The sequence below is a fragment of the Ruegeria sp. B11 genome, assembly GCF_056539785.1.
Window position 1 is genome coordinate 515,865 of record NZ_JBQFVO010000002.1, and the last position, 16,318, is coordinate 532,182.

Consider the following 16,318-nt stretch of genomic DNA (forward strand, 5'->3'; position numbering starts at 1 on the left):
CTATGAATGTCGAGTGGATCGCTGTTGACTGGGGAACATCTCATCTGCGGGCATGGGCCATGCAAGGTGATAGCGTTTTGGCACAGGCCGCGTCGTCAGATGGTATGTCCCGCACAGCCGGCGGAGGTTTTCAGGCAGCCCTGCTAGCTTTGATCGAAGATTGGCTGCCCGGGCAACCGGTAGATGTGATCGCCTGCGGAATGGTTGGGGCACGACAGGGTTGGGTCGAGGCCCCGTATTCTGCGGTTCCATCCGAGCCTATTCCGGTCGTACCCTTTCGCGTTCCAAACACCGATCCGCGTATTCGGGCCTTCGTCGTTCCTGGGCTGAGACAGAACAGCCCCCCCGATGTGATGCGCGGGGAAGAGACGCAGATTGCGGGGTTCCTCAGCACGCATCAGAATTGGGACGGTGTGATTTGCCTACCCGGGACGCATACAAAATGGGCCCAGATCAGTGCCGGAGAGGTGGTCAGTTTCCGAACCTTCATGACCGGCGAGTTGTTTGATCTGCTGCGCGGGCAATCCGTTCTGCAGCATTCAATTGACGAGGGCTGGGACGACGTGAGTTTTACCGAAGCGGTTGCCGACATGCTGTCGAAACCCGAGCAGCTGGCAGCGCGCCTATTCGGGCTACGGGCTGCTGATTTGCTGCACGGTCAAAGCAAGAGCGTTGCGCGCGCCCGTCTTTCAGGGTTCCTGATTGGCGCCGAGCTTGCCGCATCGCGGCCCTATTGGCTGGGCCAACAATTGGCGATCATCGGCTCGGAAAGTCTGACCAAGGCCTACGCGACCGCCCTGCGACAACAAGGTGCCATGGTCGAAACCGCAGACGCCACAATCGCAACACTTGCGGGTCTGTCGCAGGCCCGAACATTAACGAGGCAAACCGCATGAGCCGCCCCATCATCGCCATCCTGCGTGGGCTGAACCCTGACGAGGCGCTACCGGTCGGTCACACCCTGTTGGAAGCGGGCATAGACCGGATTGAGGTTCCGCTGAATTCTCCCGATCCGCTGGAAAGTATCCGAGTTCTCGCCTCGGAGATCGGGGACCGCGCGCTTATCGGAGCAGGCACTGTATTAACCCCTGATCAAGTTGACGCGATTGCTGATGTCGGAGGTAGATTGATCGTTTCGCCGAATTGCGATGTGTCCGTAATCCAACGCTCTGTCGCGCTTGGGCTGCAAAGCTGGCCGGGTGTGTTCACGCCGACCGAGGCCTTCGCAGCGCTCCAGGCTGGGGCTACAGGGTTAAAACTTTTCCCCGGTTCGCTTGCCGGTCTTGCAGGGTTGGCTGCGCTACGCCCTGTTTTGCCGCCGGGTGCTCAGGTCTTTGCGGTGGGCGGTGCGGGCCCCGAGAACTTTGGAGCCTGGATCGAGGCCAGCGCCGACGGCTTCGGAATTGGATCTGCGCTCTATAAGCCCGGAATGTCAGTTGGAGAAATAGCAAACCGTGCCCGGCAAATCGTTGCTGCCTATGATGAGGCCGTTGGATGAGTCAGGTCTATGACGACCGCCCCTGCGAATTGGGCGAGGGGCCATTGTGGCACCCTGAACGGCAACAGCTTTTCTGGTTCGATATCATCGGCAAACGACTGATGACGCGAGAAAATGAACAAGCGCGTAGCTGGGCGTTCGATGAACATGTCTCAGCCGCAGGATGGGTAGACCGTGACACTTTGCTGATCGCGTCGGAAACCGGCCTGTGGCGATTTGGGCTTGAGAGTCGAGCCAAAGATTTGATCGCCCCGCTTGAGGTCGACAATCCGGTGACTCGATCCAATGATGGGCGCGCCGATCCTTGGGGCGGGTTCTGGATTGGCACCATGGGCAAACAGGCAGAAGTAGGCGCAGGTTCGATCTATCGCTATTGGAATGGCGAGCTACGGCCATTGGTCCGAGATATCACCATCTCAAATGCAATCTGCTTTGCGCCGGACCAATCCTGCGCCTATTACAGCGATACCGCCACCAAGCTGGTCATGCGTTGGGAACTGGACGCGCAGACAGGCTGGCCCATAGGCAAAGCGGCGGTCTTCCTTGACCTGCGCAGCGAAGATCTGAACCCGGACGGCGCTGTGGTTGATCGCTCCGGAAACATCTGGATCGCCCAATGGGGTGCCAGCCGGGTCGCAGCCTATACGCCCAGCGGTCAGTTCCTGAAAGCTGTCGTCTTCGATGCCAAACACACTTCGTGCCCGAGTTTTGGTGGTGATAACCTGACTACACTGTTCTGCACCACCGCCCGCCAAGGGCTGGACGCGGACACCCTTGCAAGAACGCCGACGAATGGCATGACACTCACCGCGCCAAATGTGGCGCAAGGTCAAGCTGAACACAGAGTTACACTATGAAGCCGGAACTTGGCGTTTGCTATTACCCTGAACACTGGCCCGAAGAGAACTGGGCTCAGGACGCCGCGCGCATGGTCGAGACTGGCTTGAAATGGGTCAGGATCGGCGAATTCGCCTGGAGCCGAATGGAACCCACTGCTGGAGACCTGCAATTCGACTGGTTGGATCGCGCGATTGAAACCTTGGGTGCGGCTGGGCTGAAGATTGTGCTGGGCACCCCGACGGCAACACCTCCGCGATGGATGCTGGACAAGCATCCCGGCATGCTGGCTGTGGATGCTGATGGCAATCTACGCAAGTTCGGCTCACGCAGACATTATTGCTTTAGTCACACCGGCTATATCGACGAATGCAAGCGGATCACGAAGATCATGGGTCAGCGCTATGGCCGCAACCCGCATATCGCTGCTTGGCAAATCGATAACGAATATGGCTGTCACGATACGACGCTCAGCTATAGTGCTGCGGCGCTGTATGCTTTTCACCGCTGGCTGGCGAACCGATACAACTCGATCGACGCGTTGAACGATGCCTGGGGAAATGTGTTCTGGTCGATGGAATATAACAGCTTTGATCAGATCGAGCTGCCGAACCAGACCGTGACCGAGCCCAACCCGGCACACGTCTTGGCGTTTCGCAGGTTCAGTTCGGATCAAGTGATGGCGTTCAACAAGGCCCAGGTCGATGCGCTGCGGCCGCTAACGGATCAACCATTGCTGCACAATTACATGGGGCGTGTGCTGGAATTCGATCATTTCGATGTAGGCAGGGATTTGGACATCGCGACGTGGGACAGCTATCCGATTGGCTTCCTGTCGGATAGGTTGGAAGTGGACGAGCCGCACAAGACTGCATTTCTGCAGCAGGGTGATCCGGACATGCAGGCCTTTCACCACGACCTATACCGCGCCGTCGGTCGAGGCCGTTGGTGGATCATGGAACAGCAACCCGGTCCAGTGAACTGGGCCCCCTACAACCCGGCACCCCTGCCCGGCATGGTGCGTCTCTGGTCGCTTGAGGCGGTGGCCCATGGGGCCGAAGTGGTCAGCTATTTCCGCTGGCGGCAAGCACCGTTCGGGCAGGAACAGATGCATGCCGGTCTACTTACCCCGCATGGCGACGAAGCACCCGGTTTGGCCGAGGCGCGTCAGACCGCCGATGATCTGGCCGCGATAGGCACGGTTCAGCCTATCCATGCGCAGGTTGCGATCGTCTTCGATTATGCATCTGACTGGGCCTGGACAACGCAGCCTCAGGGCGCGGGGTTCGATTATTTCCGGCTCGTATTCTCTGCCTACCGCGCGTTGCGGCGCGCTGGGTTGTCGGTGGATTTCGTGCCTCAGAACGAGGTCGGCAAGGAGCACTATAATCTGATCCTAGCACCGGGCCTGGCTGCCCTAGGCGATCTTGAACAAAGGCTACTACAAGGATGTGATCTTGCCGTTCTGGGACCGCGCAGCGGGGCAATCACCGAAGATTTTCAGATCCCTGATTCGGGGCGCCCAGGTCTTGATGGCCTCAGCAGCCATGTCGATCTGATCGAAACTTTGCCACCCGGCGCAACCCGTATTGTCGAAGGGGGTGGTGCTGCGGAACATTGGGTTGAGCGCTTGTCAGGCTCCGCGCAAAAATTGCTTTCTTTCGTAGATGGCACTGCGGCGTTGCATGGCGGTGCCGGTCTTTGGTATTTGGCGGGGTTCCCCGATGAGGCCCTTTGGGATCGCGTCATAGCCATGGCGGCCCAGAAAACGGATCTGGCGCTCCATCCGATGCCCAAAGGGCTGCGGCGGCGCGAGACGCAGTCGCACGAAGTGCTGATCAACTATAATGCGCATTCAGTGACATGGGACGGCCAGCAGGTCGAGGGATGTGATGTCCTGTTCAGGACGCGCGGTTCATATAAACGTTAATCTAGATACCGCTAACATAACCTGTTAGATGGCGAGACGCTGGTCATGGCTCCAACAGGTTGCGACAATGAAATATACCCGTTCTGACTTTCCCAATGGCTTTCTGTTTGGTGCGGCTTCCCCTGCAGAACCGGCAACTGGGCTAGACATGCACCGCTTTACAGTCCGTTGGCAGCACATCATGCCAGACGGTCGCATTTCTGATGCACGCGCATTGGATCAGAGCGAGCAGCGAATTGATCAGCTTTTGGCACACAGCATTCGGCCATGCATCGTGCTGGATCACAACGATATCCCCCCAGCGCTGGAGGATATCGGCGGGTGGCGCAATCGAGTAATGGCCGACTATTTTGCAGCGTTTTCTGAGGCAGTCGTCGCTCGGATGGGTGATCGGATATTCAACATCTCTACCTTGAACCCGTCCGTCGGAATCGAACGCGACCCTCGCACTAATGCCCGCAGCCTGCACCATCAATTGCTTGCACAGGGCGCGGCGCGTCAGGAAATGCGGAGCTATGGGATGGCCAATCTGGGTGTAGAGGTCGATCCGCTCATCCTTGATACGATAACCAACGGGCAATACCCGCAGTCTTTGCTGGATCGATTGGCCTGCCACTTTCCCGAAAATTGGCGGGATGATTTTTCCATCATCGCCGAGCCGATTGATTGGTGCAGCGTAGTCGTGAAAGAGGGCGCTGACATAGACATACTCATGCGCACAACACATGAGCAATCGCTGCCTTCATTCGTGACCGTAGCCGCCGATGCGGGTCATGACTTTGTGCATTCGCTGGCGCGCGTACATGACGCGCTTGAATCCGACACCTTGGTACACGGCATTTTCGTTCAGTCCGGGACCGACGTCGAGGCGTTGCAGACAATCCAAACAAGTGACGCCCAGCCGGCCTCATGGGTTAGACCCAAGGGAGGGTTACACGCACATTGGAATCTGGTGGCTGATATCGGCGGCACAAATACAAGATTGGGCGTCGTAACCGAGGGGGCGCTGACCGATCTTCGCAAACACCCCACCGGCTCCGTAAGCGACCTGCAAGACGCATTACACAGCTTGTGCGACGAGGTCGGAACAAGACCGCGCGCGGTCGTTGCTGCCGGGGCGGGGCCGGTCCAGAACGGCACCATTCGCCTGACCAATGCCAATCTTGATCTTTCCGAAGACGCTCTGGCCCGAGCAACCGGCGCGCACCATACCTATGTCATCAATGATTTCACGGCTGCCGCATGGTCAGTCGCCGAGATTACCGAGAATGATGTTGAGGTATTGCAGGGCTCACCCGCTCCACCACTGGGGACACGGCTAGTTGTCGGGCCGGGAACCGGGCTGGGCGTGGGCGCCCTGCTCTACTCCGAAGGACATTTTCACACCGTTTCCGGCGAGGGCGGCCATGTTGGATTGTCCCCGCGCCATCTTGACGAGGTCGAGGTTTTCCGCGCAGCGCGCAAGATCATACCCGAGTGCTTTTTTGACGATACGCTCACCATCGAGGCCGAGATGTTCCTGAGCGGAACTGGCCTACCGGTTCTCTATCAGGCGATCGGAATGGCCGAAGGTCAGCCCAACGGCATGATACGTTCGGCAAAAGACATTCTGCAGGATGCTCAGGACGGCTCGGATGCCTGCGCTGTTAAGGCGGCTCGAATGTTCACCGAGCATCTGGGCGCCATAATGGGCGATCTTGCTGTTGCTCTTATCCCCTCCGGAGGTGTGTTTCTTGTTGGCGGGGTGGCCGAAAAGAACCGCTGGCTGTTTGGTCAGGATTTTCTGCGTGCCTTCAACGCAGGAGGTCGGTTCGATGAATTGCGGCAATCGATGAACCTGTATGTGTCAGAACAGGATGAGTTTGGCATTGTTGGCGCTAACAATTTCTGTAAGAATGCCTTGGCACGGTAATTTGGCCGCGCATTTTCAAGCAGGCCGAGGGATAGCAGAATGATCCTGTGCTGTGGAGAAGCTCTGATCGATATGATCGCCGAACCAACGGTTTCTGGCGGCAAAGGGTTTGTCCCACATTCCGGTGGTGCAATCTTCAACACCGCGATTGCACTGGGTCGTCTGGGCATACAAACGGGGCTGCTGTCAGGGCTATCTACCGACATGTTCGGAGAGCAGTTGATCGCCGCCTTGCAGATCAGCCATGTCGCGACCTCGCACGTTATCCGCTCGGACCGTCCTACGACACTTGCATTCGTGCAGTTGCGGGATGGGCACGCCACATACAGTTTTGTCGATGAGAATACGGCGGGCCGGATGCTGCGGCCCGAAGACATGCCGGATCAACTACCGGGCGTTTCCGCACTGTATTTCGGAGGGATCAGCCTGGCTTGCGAACCCTGTGCCGATGCCTACGCGGCCACACTTGATCGTCATGGCGCGGATCGTGCCGTAATGCTGGACCCCAATATTCGACCCAGCTTTATCAAGGATCAGACGCGATACCGGACCCGCTTGAACCGTATGATCGCAAAGACCGACATCATTAAAGTTTCCGATGAAGACCTTGATTGGATTATACCGGGCCCCGAAAGCCATGCCGAGAAAATTCCACTGCTGCTTCGTGCAGGACCAGCGATCGCAATCGTGACCAAAGGGGGGGATGGCGCGACAGGCTATCTTTCTGATGGAACGGACGTATCCGTACCCGTCCAGAAAGTTAAGGTTGTGGATACTGTTGGTGCTGGCGATACGTTCAACGCAGGTGTGCTGGCCGCGCTGAGCCAAACCGGTCATCTCAACAAGCCCGCCTTGCGCACTTTGCCCACAAGCAGTCTTCGCGACGCGCTTGAATACGGTGCAAAGGTCGCTGCCGTCACCGTATCCCGAGCGGGGGCAAACCCGCCTTGGGCACAGGAGCTCTGAAGGTATACAGACCGATGCCGTGTTCAAGCTAAGACAGCAGCAAGGTCCAACGCCGCGTTCTTAATCGCAGCTGAAACAAAAGGCCCCCGAGATTGCTCGGGGGCCGCTTTGTTACCACAGTATCGGAAAGACCGATCAGCTGCGGCCTTTCCATGGCACCAGCCAGTTCTCGGCCTTGCGCATCAGGATATCGATTCCATATCCGATCACCCCGATCAGGACGATCCCCATAATGACAATGTCGGTCAGCTGGAATTTGGATGCGGCGATGATCATCATGCCGGCGCCCTTTTGTGCGGCAACCAGTTCAGCCGCAACAACAGTTCCCCAACAGACACCCATGGCCACACGTGCACCGGTGAAAATCTCGGGCAGCGAGTTGGGCACGATCACATGGCGCATGATCTGCCATTTCGACGCCCCCAGAGAATACGCTGCGTGGATTTTCGAGATGTTCACACCGGACACACCAGCCCGCGCGGCGATGGTCATGATCCAAAGGGCCGCAAGGAACAGCAGAACGATCTTGCCGGTCTCCCAGATGCCGAACCAGATGATCACCAGTGGGATCAGCGCAAGTGGCGGCACCGGTCGCATGAACTCGACAATCGGATCGAACCAGCCGCGGAACCAACCGGATAGGCCCATTGCATAACCCAGCGGAATCCCCACAAGCGCACCTGCGATAAACCCAGCAATCACGCGCAACAGCGACCAGCCCAGGTGCTCCCAAAGCGAGAAGTTCTGGTAGCCTTCATTCGCAATCTCAAAGAACCGGGCCACAACGGTTTCAGGGGCTGGAAGCCAGATGGGGTTCATCTGCAAGCCCTGTTTGGGGGTGAAACTGATCGCCCCTTTCCCGGTCAGCGTTACGGTACCATCGCCTGTATCAACCTTTTGGCCTTCACCTATAGGTGTGCCGTTGATCGCGACGATCTTTGCACCCTCATTACGTTTGGCATCATCGTTCTTGTCGAACAGGATCGTCGATGAGCGGCCCGCAGCAGCAGCAACCGCATCGTCTTTGGCAAATCCGCTGCCGGGCTCGACCTCGAATTTCTCTGCTTCCTCACCGAAGGCTGGAACGCGAACAAAAATCGTGGCTTCATCCGTGCTGCCATCCGCGTTTTCGAGCGTATAGGTGAATTGCGTATCACCTACAAATGGGCCCGGCACATGGATCGGAAACAACTTCGAGCCGGTGAAAGCCGCCCAGATTACAAAGATCACGAGAACTGAGATTATCGATGCAGCCCTATCCGCTCGTACGGCACTTTCGTCGCCGAAAGTCACAGTTTTCAAGCTTGTGAAATCCTGACGCGATTGCAAACCGCGGCGTAACGCGTAGACGATGAAAAACGCGCCACCGAACAGGCCGATATAGAAGAGAAGTACAATCATGATGCCTGCTCCGTCCGACCCATAATTTCTTCTTCCATCTCCCAGATCATCGAGAGGATCTCATCGCGCTTTTCCGCAAAACCTTCGGATTTCTTCACATCACGCAGATCGGCATTCACACCGCGTTCAGCAAAAGGCAGATTGTATTCGCGGTGAATGCGCCCCGGTCTGGGGGCCATGACAATCAAACGCTCACCCAGCAACAAGGCCTCTTCGACCGAGTGGGTGATCAGGATGATCGTCTTGCCCGTTTCTTTCCAAAGCTTCAGGACAAGGCCCTGCATTTTCTCACGGGTCAGCGCATCCAAAGCACCCAGCGGTTCGTCCATCAGGATGACGTCCGGCTCGTTTGCCAGGCACCGCGCCAACGCAACACGCTGCTGCATCCCACCCGATAGTTCATAAACCGCCTTGTCCTTGAAATCCTGCAGCCCCACGACCTCAAGCAGATGGTCGGAAATCTGGTCACGCTCGGCTTTGGGCATGCCTTTCATACGCGGGCCAAACTCGACATTTTCCCGCACGTTCATCCATTCGAACAACGCGCCCTTCTGAAACACCATCCCGCGTTCAGCATCAGGGCCTTTGACCAGATGGCCGTTCAGTTCAATCTTGCCAGATGTCGGCGCCAGAAATCCTGCAACGATGTTCAGCAACGTCGTTTTACCACAGCCCGACGGGCCAAGGACAGACATCAGCTCACCCTCTTTAAGGCTGAGTGAAACATCTTGTAGGGCCTGTACTGAGGAGCCGTTGGGTAAGTCAAAGCGCATGGACAATTCTACGATGTCCAGTTCAGGCATCCTGCCTCCTTCCTGCTTTCATAGCTGTCGACCGGCCCGAAACCGGGGCCGGTCGCATGAAATGTCCTGCGTGATTAGTTATTCGCAGCTGTCAGCGGGCCTGCATTAACGGCACCATCATACGAATCCAGAGCGGATTCGATGCTGCCTGCCGACACGAACACGTTTGCAACACCCTGCATGAAGTCTTGCGCGCCACCGCCCAGCCACTTCTCGGACAGCTGGTCTTCAACTGACGGGAAGGTGAAAGTCGCGATTGTGGCTTCAGCGTCTGCAGGATCCATACCAGCATCCTTTGCAATCACCGGCAGCATTTCATCTTTGCTGTCGCCTGCGTTCCACTTGGCGTTGGCATCTGCGGTAACCTTAAGGAACTTCGACAGAAGCTCGGGCTCTTCTTCGATGAAGCTTGCCGGAGCGCTAGTGACGTCGAACACCAGAATACCGATCTCTTCTTTTTCAGCACCGGTCAGCAGAATGTTGCCATGCTCGGTCATACGACGAAGCGCGCCACCCCAGCCGCAAACCATGTCGAGGTTGCCCTGGGCAAACGCCGCGGCGCCATCGGCAGGAGCCATGTCAACAATTTCCATTGAACCGATGTCGACACCAAAGTGAGACATTTGCGACAGGAAACCGTAATGCGCAGCTGTACCGATCGGAACACCGACCTTCTTGCCGTTCAGTTCACCCGCGTTGCCCTTGTCGATTTCAAGCGCTTCGGCAACAACGCAGTTGTCGTTGTCTGAATAGCTGACCGCCACATCGACGATCTGGATATCCTGACCGGCCGAAGTGGTTACCACAAACGGTGGTACACCTTGGCTGACCGCGATCTGTACATCACCCGAGGCCATCGCAGCTGACATGGCGGTGCCAGTGTCGAAGGACACCCAGTTGATCTTGACGCCCAGTTCTTCTTCGTAGGTTCCGTTTGCTTTCGCATACTGGAACGGCATCGGCCATTCGAGGAAATATGCAACCGTCAGTTCATCAAGCGCGGCGGCTTGTGAAGCGGTGACGGCCGCAATCCCGGCATATGCTGTTGTGAGCAGATATTTCTTGATCATTTTGACTATTTTCTCCCTGCTGGTTCCACTTGTCGGCTCTTGAAACGTCCGAACTCTGGAACAGTAGAAAAACCATAGTCCTTACGCATTGAATTAGTAAATCAAAATACTGGTTGCGTAAAAAGCGAAACTTTGTTTCGCTTTTTACTGATAGTTCGCTGGTTTGGGAGCATCCGATGACAAAGAAAGCACTCAGTCTCAGGTGGCTGGAGGTCTTCCAACTTATTTCCAAGTTGGGTTCAATCCAAAAGGTGTCAGCTGAAACCGGTTTGTCAATCAGTACGGTCTCCAATCATTTGCGCAGTCTTGAAAAGGCGCTGGATGTGGATTTGGTGGACCACAGCCGCAGACCCATGGGTCTGACACCCGCAGGCACGGTGTTCTCACGACATGTGCATGACGGCCTGATCGCCTTGAAACGGGGCGAGGCCGAGCTTCGCTCGGGCAGTTGGCAACATGCAACAGATTTGCGTCTGGGCCTGATTGACGATTTTGACAGCCGGGTCGCGCCAGAACTCTTCCGTCATCTCTCTGCAAGCCTGCCGCGGTGCAATTTTCGCCACTTTACCCGCCCCAGCCATGAGATTCTTGACAAACTGCAGTCTCAAAAGCTGGATGCAGGGGTTGCGACCCGACCTCCTGAGCACTTTGAGGGGTTAATCGAATTCCCGCTACTTCGAGATCCGTTTATCGTCATTCTTCCGCCTGCATATGACGGACCGGTCGAGGAACTGACCAAATCAGACAGTCCGCTTCCGCTTTTACGATATTCGCGTGATCACACCATAGGCAGACTCATCGAAATTCAGCTAACCCGCAGCAAGATTAACCTACCCAACCGGTTCGAACTTGAATGCAATCAGTCAATTATCGGACTTGTCGCCGGGGGCAGTGGTTGGACGATCACGACTGCCGCCAGCTACTATCGCGCACGGCGATTCCACAAAGATGCACGCGCATTACCTTTCCCGGGCAAAAGCTTTGCGCGTACCGTATCGTTGTTCACGACCAATATCTATCCGTCGACAACCACCCGACTGATACACAACACCCTGCAAAACCTGATCCGTCGTCATGTGACCGAGCCTATGAATTCGCGGTTTCCGTGGTTGAATGACGACTTTCGAACCATTCCCGCACCCCCCGAATGAGCTGCCAGGTAATCTAAGCGCAATATCGAAGTTATTTTCCGGCTTTTTCGAAACCGGGTACAGTGCGCTTGACCGACGCGCCCCATCCGCTGTGATTAGGCCTGACCTTGCGGCTTGACTACAGGCGGCATTCTAAACCCAGAAACCTACCCAGCGGCCCATGTTGGCAAGACCTACCGGTCTTGAACCATGTGCCGGGCCCAGATCAGGACAGCTTGATGCATCTTTCCCGTTTTCCCCGTGTTTTTCTTGCCCATCTGCCAACACCGCTTGAACGGATGGATCGTATGTCCGAGGCTCTGGGAATCGATCTTTGGATCAAGCGAGACGACTGCACCGGCATGTCGACGGGTGGCAACAAGACCCGCAAACTAGAGTTTCTGTTCGGCGAAGCGCTCGAACAAGGCGCAGACATGGTGATGACACAAGGGGCAACGCAATCGAACCATGCGCGTCAAACCGCTGCATTCGCTGCCCGGCTGGGTTTGAAATGTCATATCCTACTGGAAGACCGCACCAGCTATAACAACGCCAACTACAACAACAATGGCAACGTCCTGCTGGATCATCTGCACGGCGCAACCACCGAGAAGTTTCCCGGCGGCCACGACATGCCCGCCGAGATGGAGCGTTCGGCCGCGAAGAAGCGTGAAGAAGGTCACAACGTCTATGTCATTCCGGGCGGAGGTTCGAACCCGACCGGAGCGCTTGGCTATGTGAACTGCGCGCTAGAGCTTGTGAGCCAGGCCAATAACGCCGGTCTCAAAATCGATCGAGTGGTGCATGCGACGGGCTCCTCGGGCACGCAAGCCGGGCTGGTCACCGGGCTTTGCGCCATGAATACGGGCATTCCGGTTCTTGGCATTGGCACCCGCGCACCGCAGCCCAAGCAAGAGCAGATGGTCTATGATCTAGCCTGCAACACGGCCGAGAAATTGGGTAGCCCGGACGTGGTGCGGCGCGAGGATGTGATGGCCAATACCGACTATGTAGGCGACGGCTACGGCTTGCCGACCGAAAGCGGCATTGAGGCGATCCGCATGTTTGCCGAACTGGAAGGCATTCTGCTCGACCCGGTCTATTCCGCCAAAGGGGCCGCCGGTTTGATCGATCTGGCGCGCAAGGGCTCGTTCAAGGATGAGCGTGTGGTGTTCTTGCATACCGGAGGCTCGGTTGGCCTGTTCGGTTATGATTTCGCTTTCGATCACACCGACCGCTGGGTCAATCTGTAAATCACGGTGATAAGTTCCAGCAAGCAGGTCTTCGCATGAAACCCCGCGTCACCGGCATATTGGGCGGAATGGGCCCCGAGGCGACAATTCTGTTGCAGCAGCGCGTGTTATCCACGGTACAGGCGGCGGATGATGCCGATCACCTGCCACTACTGATTGACATGAACCCACAGGTGCCTTCCCGCATCGCGCACCTGATCGAGGGCAACGGGTCTGATCCCGGGCCGGTTCTGGCCGATATGGCGAGAGGATTGGAGCAATCAGGGGCAACCGCGCTCGCGATGCCGTGTAACACCGCACACCACTATGCGGCGCAGATAGAGGACGCCGTCTCGATCCCCTTTCTGAACATGGTAGACCTGTCCGTGGATCAAGCGGTGCAGCACCTGCCTTCGGGCAGCCAGGTCGGAATTCTTGCCTCACCAGCGCTGCGAAAGGTCGGAATTTTTGACGCCCCCCTGAACCGCGCTGGATTTACCGCAATCTGGCCCGAGGATGAAGATAGGATGCTCGGCACGATCCGCCACATCAAATCTGAAGGGCCAACCAACGTTGCGCTCAGCACACTTTCCGACGCTGCTAACGCCCTTTCGGGCAGGGGTGCCGCGCTTTTGTTTGTGGCCTGCTCCGAATTCTCTCTGCTCACCCGCGACTTGCCCAAAAGCGTTCCGATCATCGACACCGTCGATATTCTGGCGGGCGCTATCCACTCCCACTCTCTGACGCGTTGAGGTTTCCCATGGCCGTCTCTTATCTGAAAACCGCCCTGCCCCGCCCCGATGCAGAAAATTCGGATATCCGCGATATCGTCGCAATCATGCTCTCCAATATCGAGCGCGAGGGCGAAGAGGCCGTTCGGCGCTATGCCGGAACGCTCGATGGCTGGACGGGAGAGTTCGTGTTGACTGATGAAGCGCGCAAAGCCGCATGTGACCGCGTGCCTGAACAGGTCAAAGACGACATCCGCTTTGCCCATGCCAATATCCGTCGATTTGCCGAAGCGCAGATGACCACGGTGAGCGAATGTGAGCTCGAGGTGATGCCCGGCCTGATCGCAGGTCAGAAACAGATCCCGATCTCGAGCGCGGGATGTTACGTTCCTGGTGGTCGGTATAGCCATATCGCAAGTGCGTTGATGACGATTACCACGGCAAAGGTGGCTGGGGTGTCCCACATCACGGCGGTCTCGCCACCGCGTCCCGGTGCGGGCATCCCTGATGCAATAGTTTATGCGATGGACCTTAGCGGTGCAGATCTGATCCTGAATCTGGGCGGAGTTCAGGGGATTGCTGCGATGGCCCATGGCTTTTTTGGTGCGCGGCCAGCTGATATTCTTGTCGGTCCGGGAAACTCCTATGTCGCCGAGGCGAAACGGATGCTGTTTGGTAAGGTTGGCATCGACATGTTTGCAGGTCCAACCGATACCTTGGTCATTGCCGATCACACAGCATCGATCGAGACCGTCGCCTGGGATTTGGTGAGCCAAGCCGAGCACGGCGTCGATAGCCCTGTCTGGCTGGTCAGCACTGATAAAGCTCTGGCCCAGGGCGTTATCGCACGCGCCGATGCCCTGATCGAAAGTCTTCCCGAGCCGAACGCTAGTGCAGCGCGCACGGCATGGCGCGACCGGGCCGAGATCATTCTTTGCGACAGCCGCGACGAGGCTGCCAGGGTCGCCAACAACTACGCGCCCGAACATCTGCAGGTGATCGCCGAGGACCTGGATTGGTGGCTGGACCAACTGACCACCTATGGATCGCTGTTTCTGGGTGCCGAAACAACAGTGCCCTTCGGCGACAAGACGTCCGGGCCAAATCATGTTTTGCCAACAAGCGGAGCGGCCCGATATACCGGCGGTCTGTCAGTGCATAAATTCACCAAAACGGTGACTTGGCAGCGCTGCACAGCGCAAGCCTCGCACGAGCTTGCTGAACGCACTGCTAGGATCAGTCGGATGGAAGGCATGGAAGGCCACGCACGCGCGGCAGAGATGCGATTGTCTAAAGTGTGCTAAATCTGGCCCAAGGATCCTGTTGATTGGTCAGATTCACCGCATCACGAACGGATCGGGGATCGGATCGTCGCTTGTGCGCAACCAGACCGATTTGACCCGTGTGTAATCAAGCGCCGCCTGCAGGCCCCCTTCGCGCCCGTGGCCCGACAGTCCATGACCTCCGAATGGAGCAATCGGGCTGACCGCGCGATATGTGTTAACCCAGACAATGCCAGCCCGAATTCTGCGGATCATTCGATGTGCGCGGGTCAAGTCTTTGGTAAAGACACCCGACGCCAGCCCAAACGCGGTGTTGTTGGCTATTTGTACCGCCTCCGCTTCGGTCCCGAAACTGACGACCGAGAGGATCGGACCAAAGGCTTCGCGCGTCAGACAGGGCGCATCAGGCGCGTCCGTACAATCAATGATTGTCGGTGGAAAATAGTGCCCCTCACGGTCCAAAGGTTGCCCACCCGCTATCACGGTAGCCCCTGCCGAGACGGAAGCAGCAACCAGATCTGCAGCAGTCACAAGCTGAGCCTGAGTGCACAGCGGGCCAACCTCGGTCTTTAGGTCATCGGGCGCCCCGATCACGATCTCACCCGCTTTTTCGGTGAGCCGGGCCAGAAACTCATCTTTGATCTTGTCAGAGATTACCAATCGCGATCCCGCCACGCAGCTTTGCCCGGTCGCAGCAAAGATCCCCGAGACCTGCGCGTTCACAGCACTTTCGATATCGGCATCTTCGAACACGATGAACGGGGATTTTCCGCCCAGTTCCAACGAAGTCGAAGCGAGGTTTTCAGCCGAGTTGCGCACGATATGGCGCGCGGTTTCCGGGCCGCCTGTAAAGGCAACATGATCGACATCCGGGTGACTGGTCAGAACGGCGCCGCATTCCGGCCCGAAGCCGGTGATGACGTTCAGAACTCCGGGCGGGAAGCCTGCCTGATCGAAAATACGCGCGAATTCCAGCATCGGGGCCGGACCATCTTCGGATGCTTTCAGAACGACTGTGCAACCGGCGGCAAGCGCCGGGCCAATCTTGACCGCAGACAGGAACAGTTGCGAATTCCACGGCACTATGGCGGCCACCACACCAACTGGTTCGCGGCGCAGCCAAACCTCCATGTCGGGCTTGTCGATCGGCAGGTGCGCCCCTTCGATTTTGTCCGCCAATCCGGCATAGTAACGGTAGTAGTCCGCGACATAGGCGATCTGAGCAGAGGTTTCGCGAATGATCTTGCCGGTATCGCGCGTTTCAAGCTCGGCTAAGGTCTGAGCATTTTCGGCGACCAGATCGGCCAACCGGTACAACAGTTTACCACGAGCCGTTGCTGTCATGGTCGCCCATTCGGGGGCATTCAGCGCTGAACACGCAGCCTCAACCGCGGCGTTCACATCATGTGTTCGGGCCTCAGGCATTTTCGCCCAAACGGTGCCCGTCGCGGGATCAAGGCTGTCGAACTGCGCGGTCCCATCCGAAAACGTGCCGCCGATATAGTGCTGAAACTGCCGCATTTTC

Annotated in this window: 14 protein-coding genes; 10 read left to right on the forward strand and 4 right to left on the reverse strand. The window is 57.2% G+C overall.

All coding sequences use genetic code 11. The features are described from left to right. The first annotated feature begins 2 nt into the window (after nt 1–2). The 6 genes from ACR0I1_RS10070 (at nt 3) to ACR0I1_RS10095 (ending at nt 7,143) form a co-directional block, all read left to right on the forward strand. Complete coding sequence (locus ACR0I1_RS10070; protein WP_480706231.1) at nt 3–896, forward strand: 2-dehydro-3-deoxygalactonokinase; 894 nt, start codon at nt 3–5, stop codon at nt 894–896. Further along, a complete protein-coding gene (locus ACR0I1_RS10075) occupies nt 893–1,498 on the forward strand; it encodes a 2-dehydro-3-deoxy-6-phosphogalactonate aldolase (RefSeq protein ID WP_480706233.1) in 606 nt (201 codons plus the stop codon). Before ACR0I1_RS10070 ends, ACR0I1_RS10075 begins: the two co-directional genes overlap by 4 nt. Continuing rightward, nucleotides 1,495–2,355 (forward strand): SMP-30/gluconolactonase/LRE family protein, encoded by an 861-nt coding sequence (locus ACR0I1_RS10080; RefSeq protein ID WP_480706235.1) that lies wholly within the window; start codon nt 1,495–1,497, stop codon nt 2,353–2,355. Before ACR0I1_RS10075 ends, ACR0I1_RS10080 begins: the two co-directional genes overlap by 4 nt. Next, a complete protein-coding gene (locus tag ACR0I1_RS10085) occupies nt 2,352–4,265 on the forward strand; it encodes a beta-galactosidase (protein WP_480706237.1) in 1,914 nt (637 codons plus the stop codon). The genes ACR0I1_RS10080 and ACR0I1_RS10085 overlap by 4 nt, the downstream gene beginning before the upstream one ends. 67 nt (nt 4,266–4,332) lie before the next feature. Beyond that, nucleotides 4,333–6,177, forward strand: coding sequence for a family 1 glycosylhydrolase (locus ACR0I1_RS10090; RefSeq protein WP_480706239.1), 1,845 nt, complete (start codon nt 4,333–4,335; stop codon nt 6,175–6,177). Between the two features lie 39 nt (nt 6,178–6,216). Then, the gene (locus tag ACR0I1_RS10095) at nt 6,217–7,143 is read left to right on the forward strand and encodes a carbohydrate kinase family protein (RefSeq protein WP_480706241.1); all 927 of its coding nucleotides are present in this window, start codon (nt 6,217–6,219) and stop codon (nt 7,141–7,143) included. Between the two features lie 135 nt (nt 7,144–7,278). Here ACR0I1_RS10095 and ACR0I1_RS10100 read toward each other — a convergent pair whose 3' ends face one another. The 3 genes from ACR0I1_RS10100 to ACR0I1_RS10110 form a co-directional block, all read right to left on the reverse strand. Next, the gene (locus ACR0I1_RS10100) at nt 7,279–8,544 is read right to left on the reverse strand and encodes an ABC transporter permease (protein WP_170394412.1); all 1,266 of its coding nucleotides are present in this window, start codon (nt 8,542–8,544) and stop codon (nt 7,279–7,281) included. Further along, a complete protein-coding gene (locus ACR0I1_RS10105) occupies nt 8,541–9,347 on the reverse strand; it encodes a taurine ABC transporter ATP-binding protein (RefSeq protein ID WP_170394409.1) in 807 nt (268 codons plus the stop codon). Before ACR0I1_RS10105 ends, ACR0I1_RS10100 begins: the two co-directional genes overlap by 4 nt. Nucleotides 9,348–9,421: 74 nt before the next feature. Next, entirely contained in the window at nt 9,422–10,417 is a 996-nt protein-coding gene (locus ACR0I1_RS10110) for a taurine ABC transporter substrate-binding protein (protein WP_170394406.1), read from the reverse strand. A gap of 176 nt (nt 10,418–10,593) precedes the next feature. Between ACR0I1_RS10110 and ACR0I1_RS10115 the strand changes: the two genes are divergently transcribed. The 4 genes from ACR0I1_RS10115 to hisD all read left to right on the forward strand — a co-directional run bounded on the left by ACR0I1_RS10115 (nt 10,594) and on the right by hisD (nt 14,814). Beyond that, nucleotides 10,594–11,568: a LysR family transcriptional regulator gene (locus ACR0I1_RS10115; protein ID WP_480706244.1), complete on the forward strand. Its 975-nt coding sequence runs from the start codon at nt 10,594–10,596 to the stop codon at nt 11,566–11,568. A gap of 218 nt (nt 11,569–11,786) precedes the next feature. Continuing rightward, nucleotides 11,787–12,800: a D-cysteate sulfo-lyase gene (gene cuyA, locus ACR0I1_RS10120; protein ID WP_170663515.1), complete on the forward strand. Its 1,014-nt coding sequence runs from the start codon at nt 11,787–11,789 to the stop codon at nt 12,798–12,800. 35 nt (nt 12,801–12,835) lie between these two features. Continuing rightward, nucleotides 12,836–13,531, forward strand: a complete 696-nt coding sequence (gene cuyB / locus ACR0I1_RS10125) for a cysteate racemase (RefSeq protein WP_170663516.1) — start codon at nt 12,836–12,838, stop codon at nt 13,529–13,531. 8 nt (nt 13,532–13,539) lie between these two features. Beyond that, nucleotides 13,540–14,814, forward strand: coding sequence for a histidinol dehydrogenase (gene hisD / locus ACR0I1_RS10130; protein WP_480706246.1), 1,275 nt, complete (start codon nt 13,540–13,542; stop codon nt 14,812–14,814). A gap of 33 nt (nt 14,815–14,847) precedes the next feature. Here the strand turns inward: hisD and ACR0I1_RS10135 are convergent, their stop codons facing one another. After that, a complete protein-coding gene (locus ACR0I1_RS10135; RefSeq protein ID WP_480562043.1) occupies nt 14,848–16,314 on the reverse strand; it encodes an aldehyde dehydrogenase in 1,467 nt (488 codons plus the stop codon). Nucleotides 16,315–16,318: the final 4 nt, after the last annotated feature.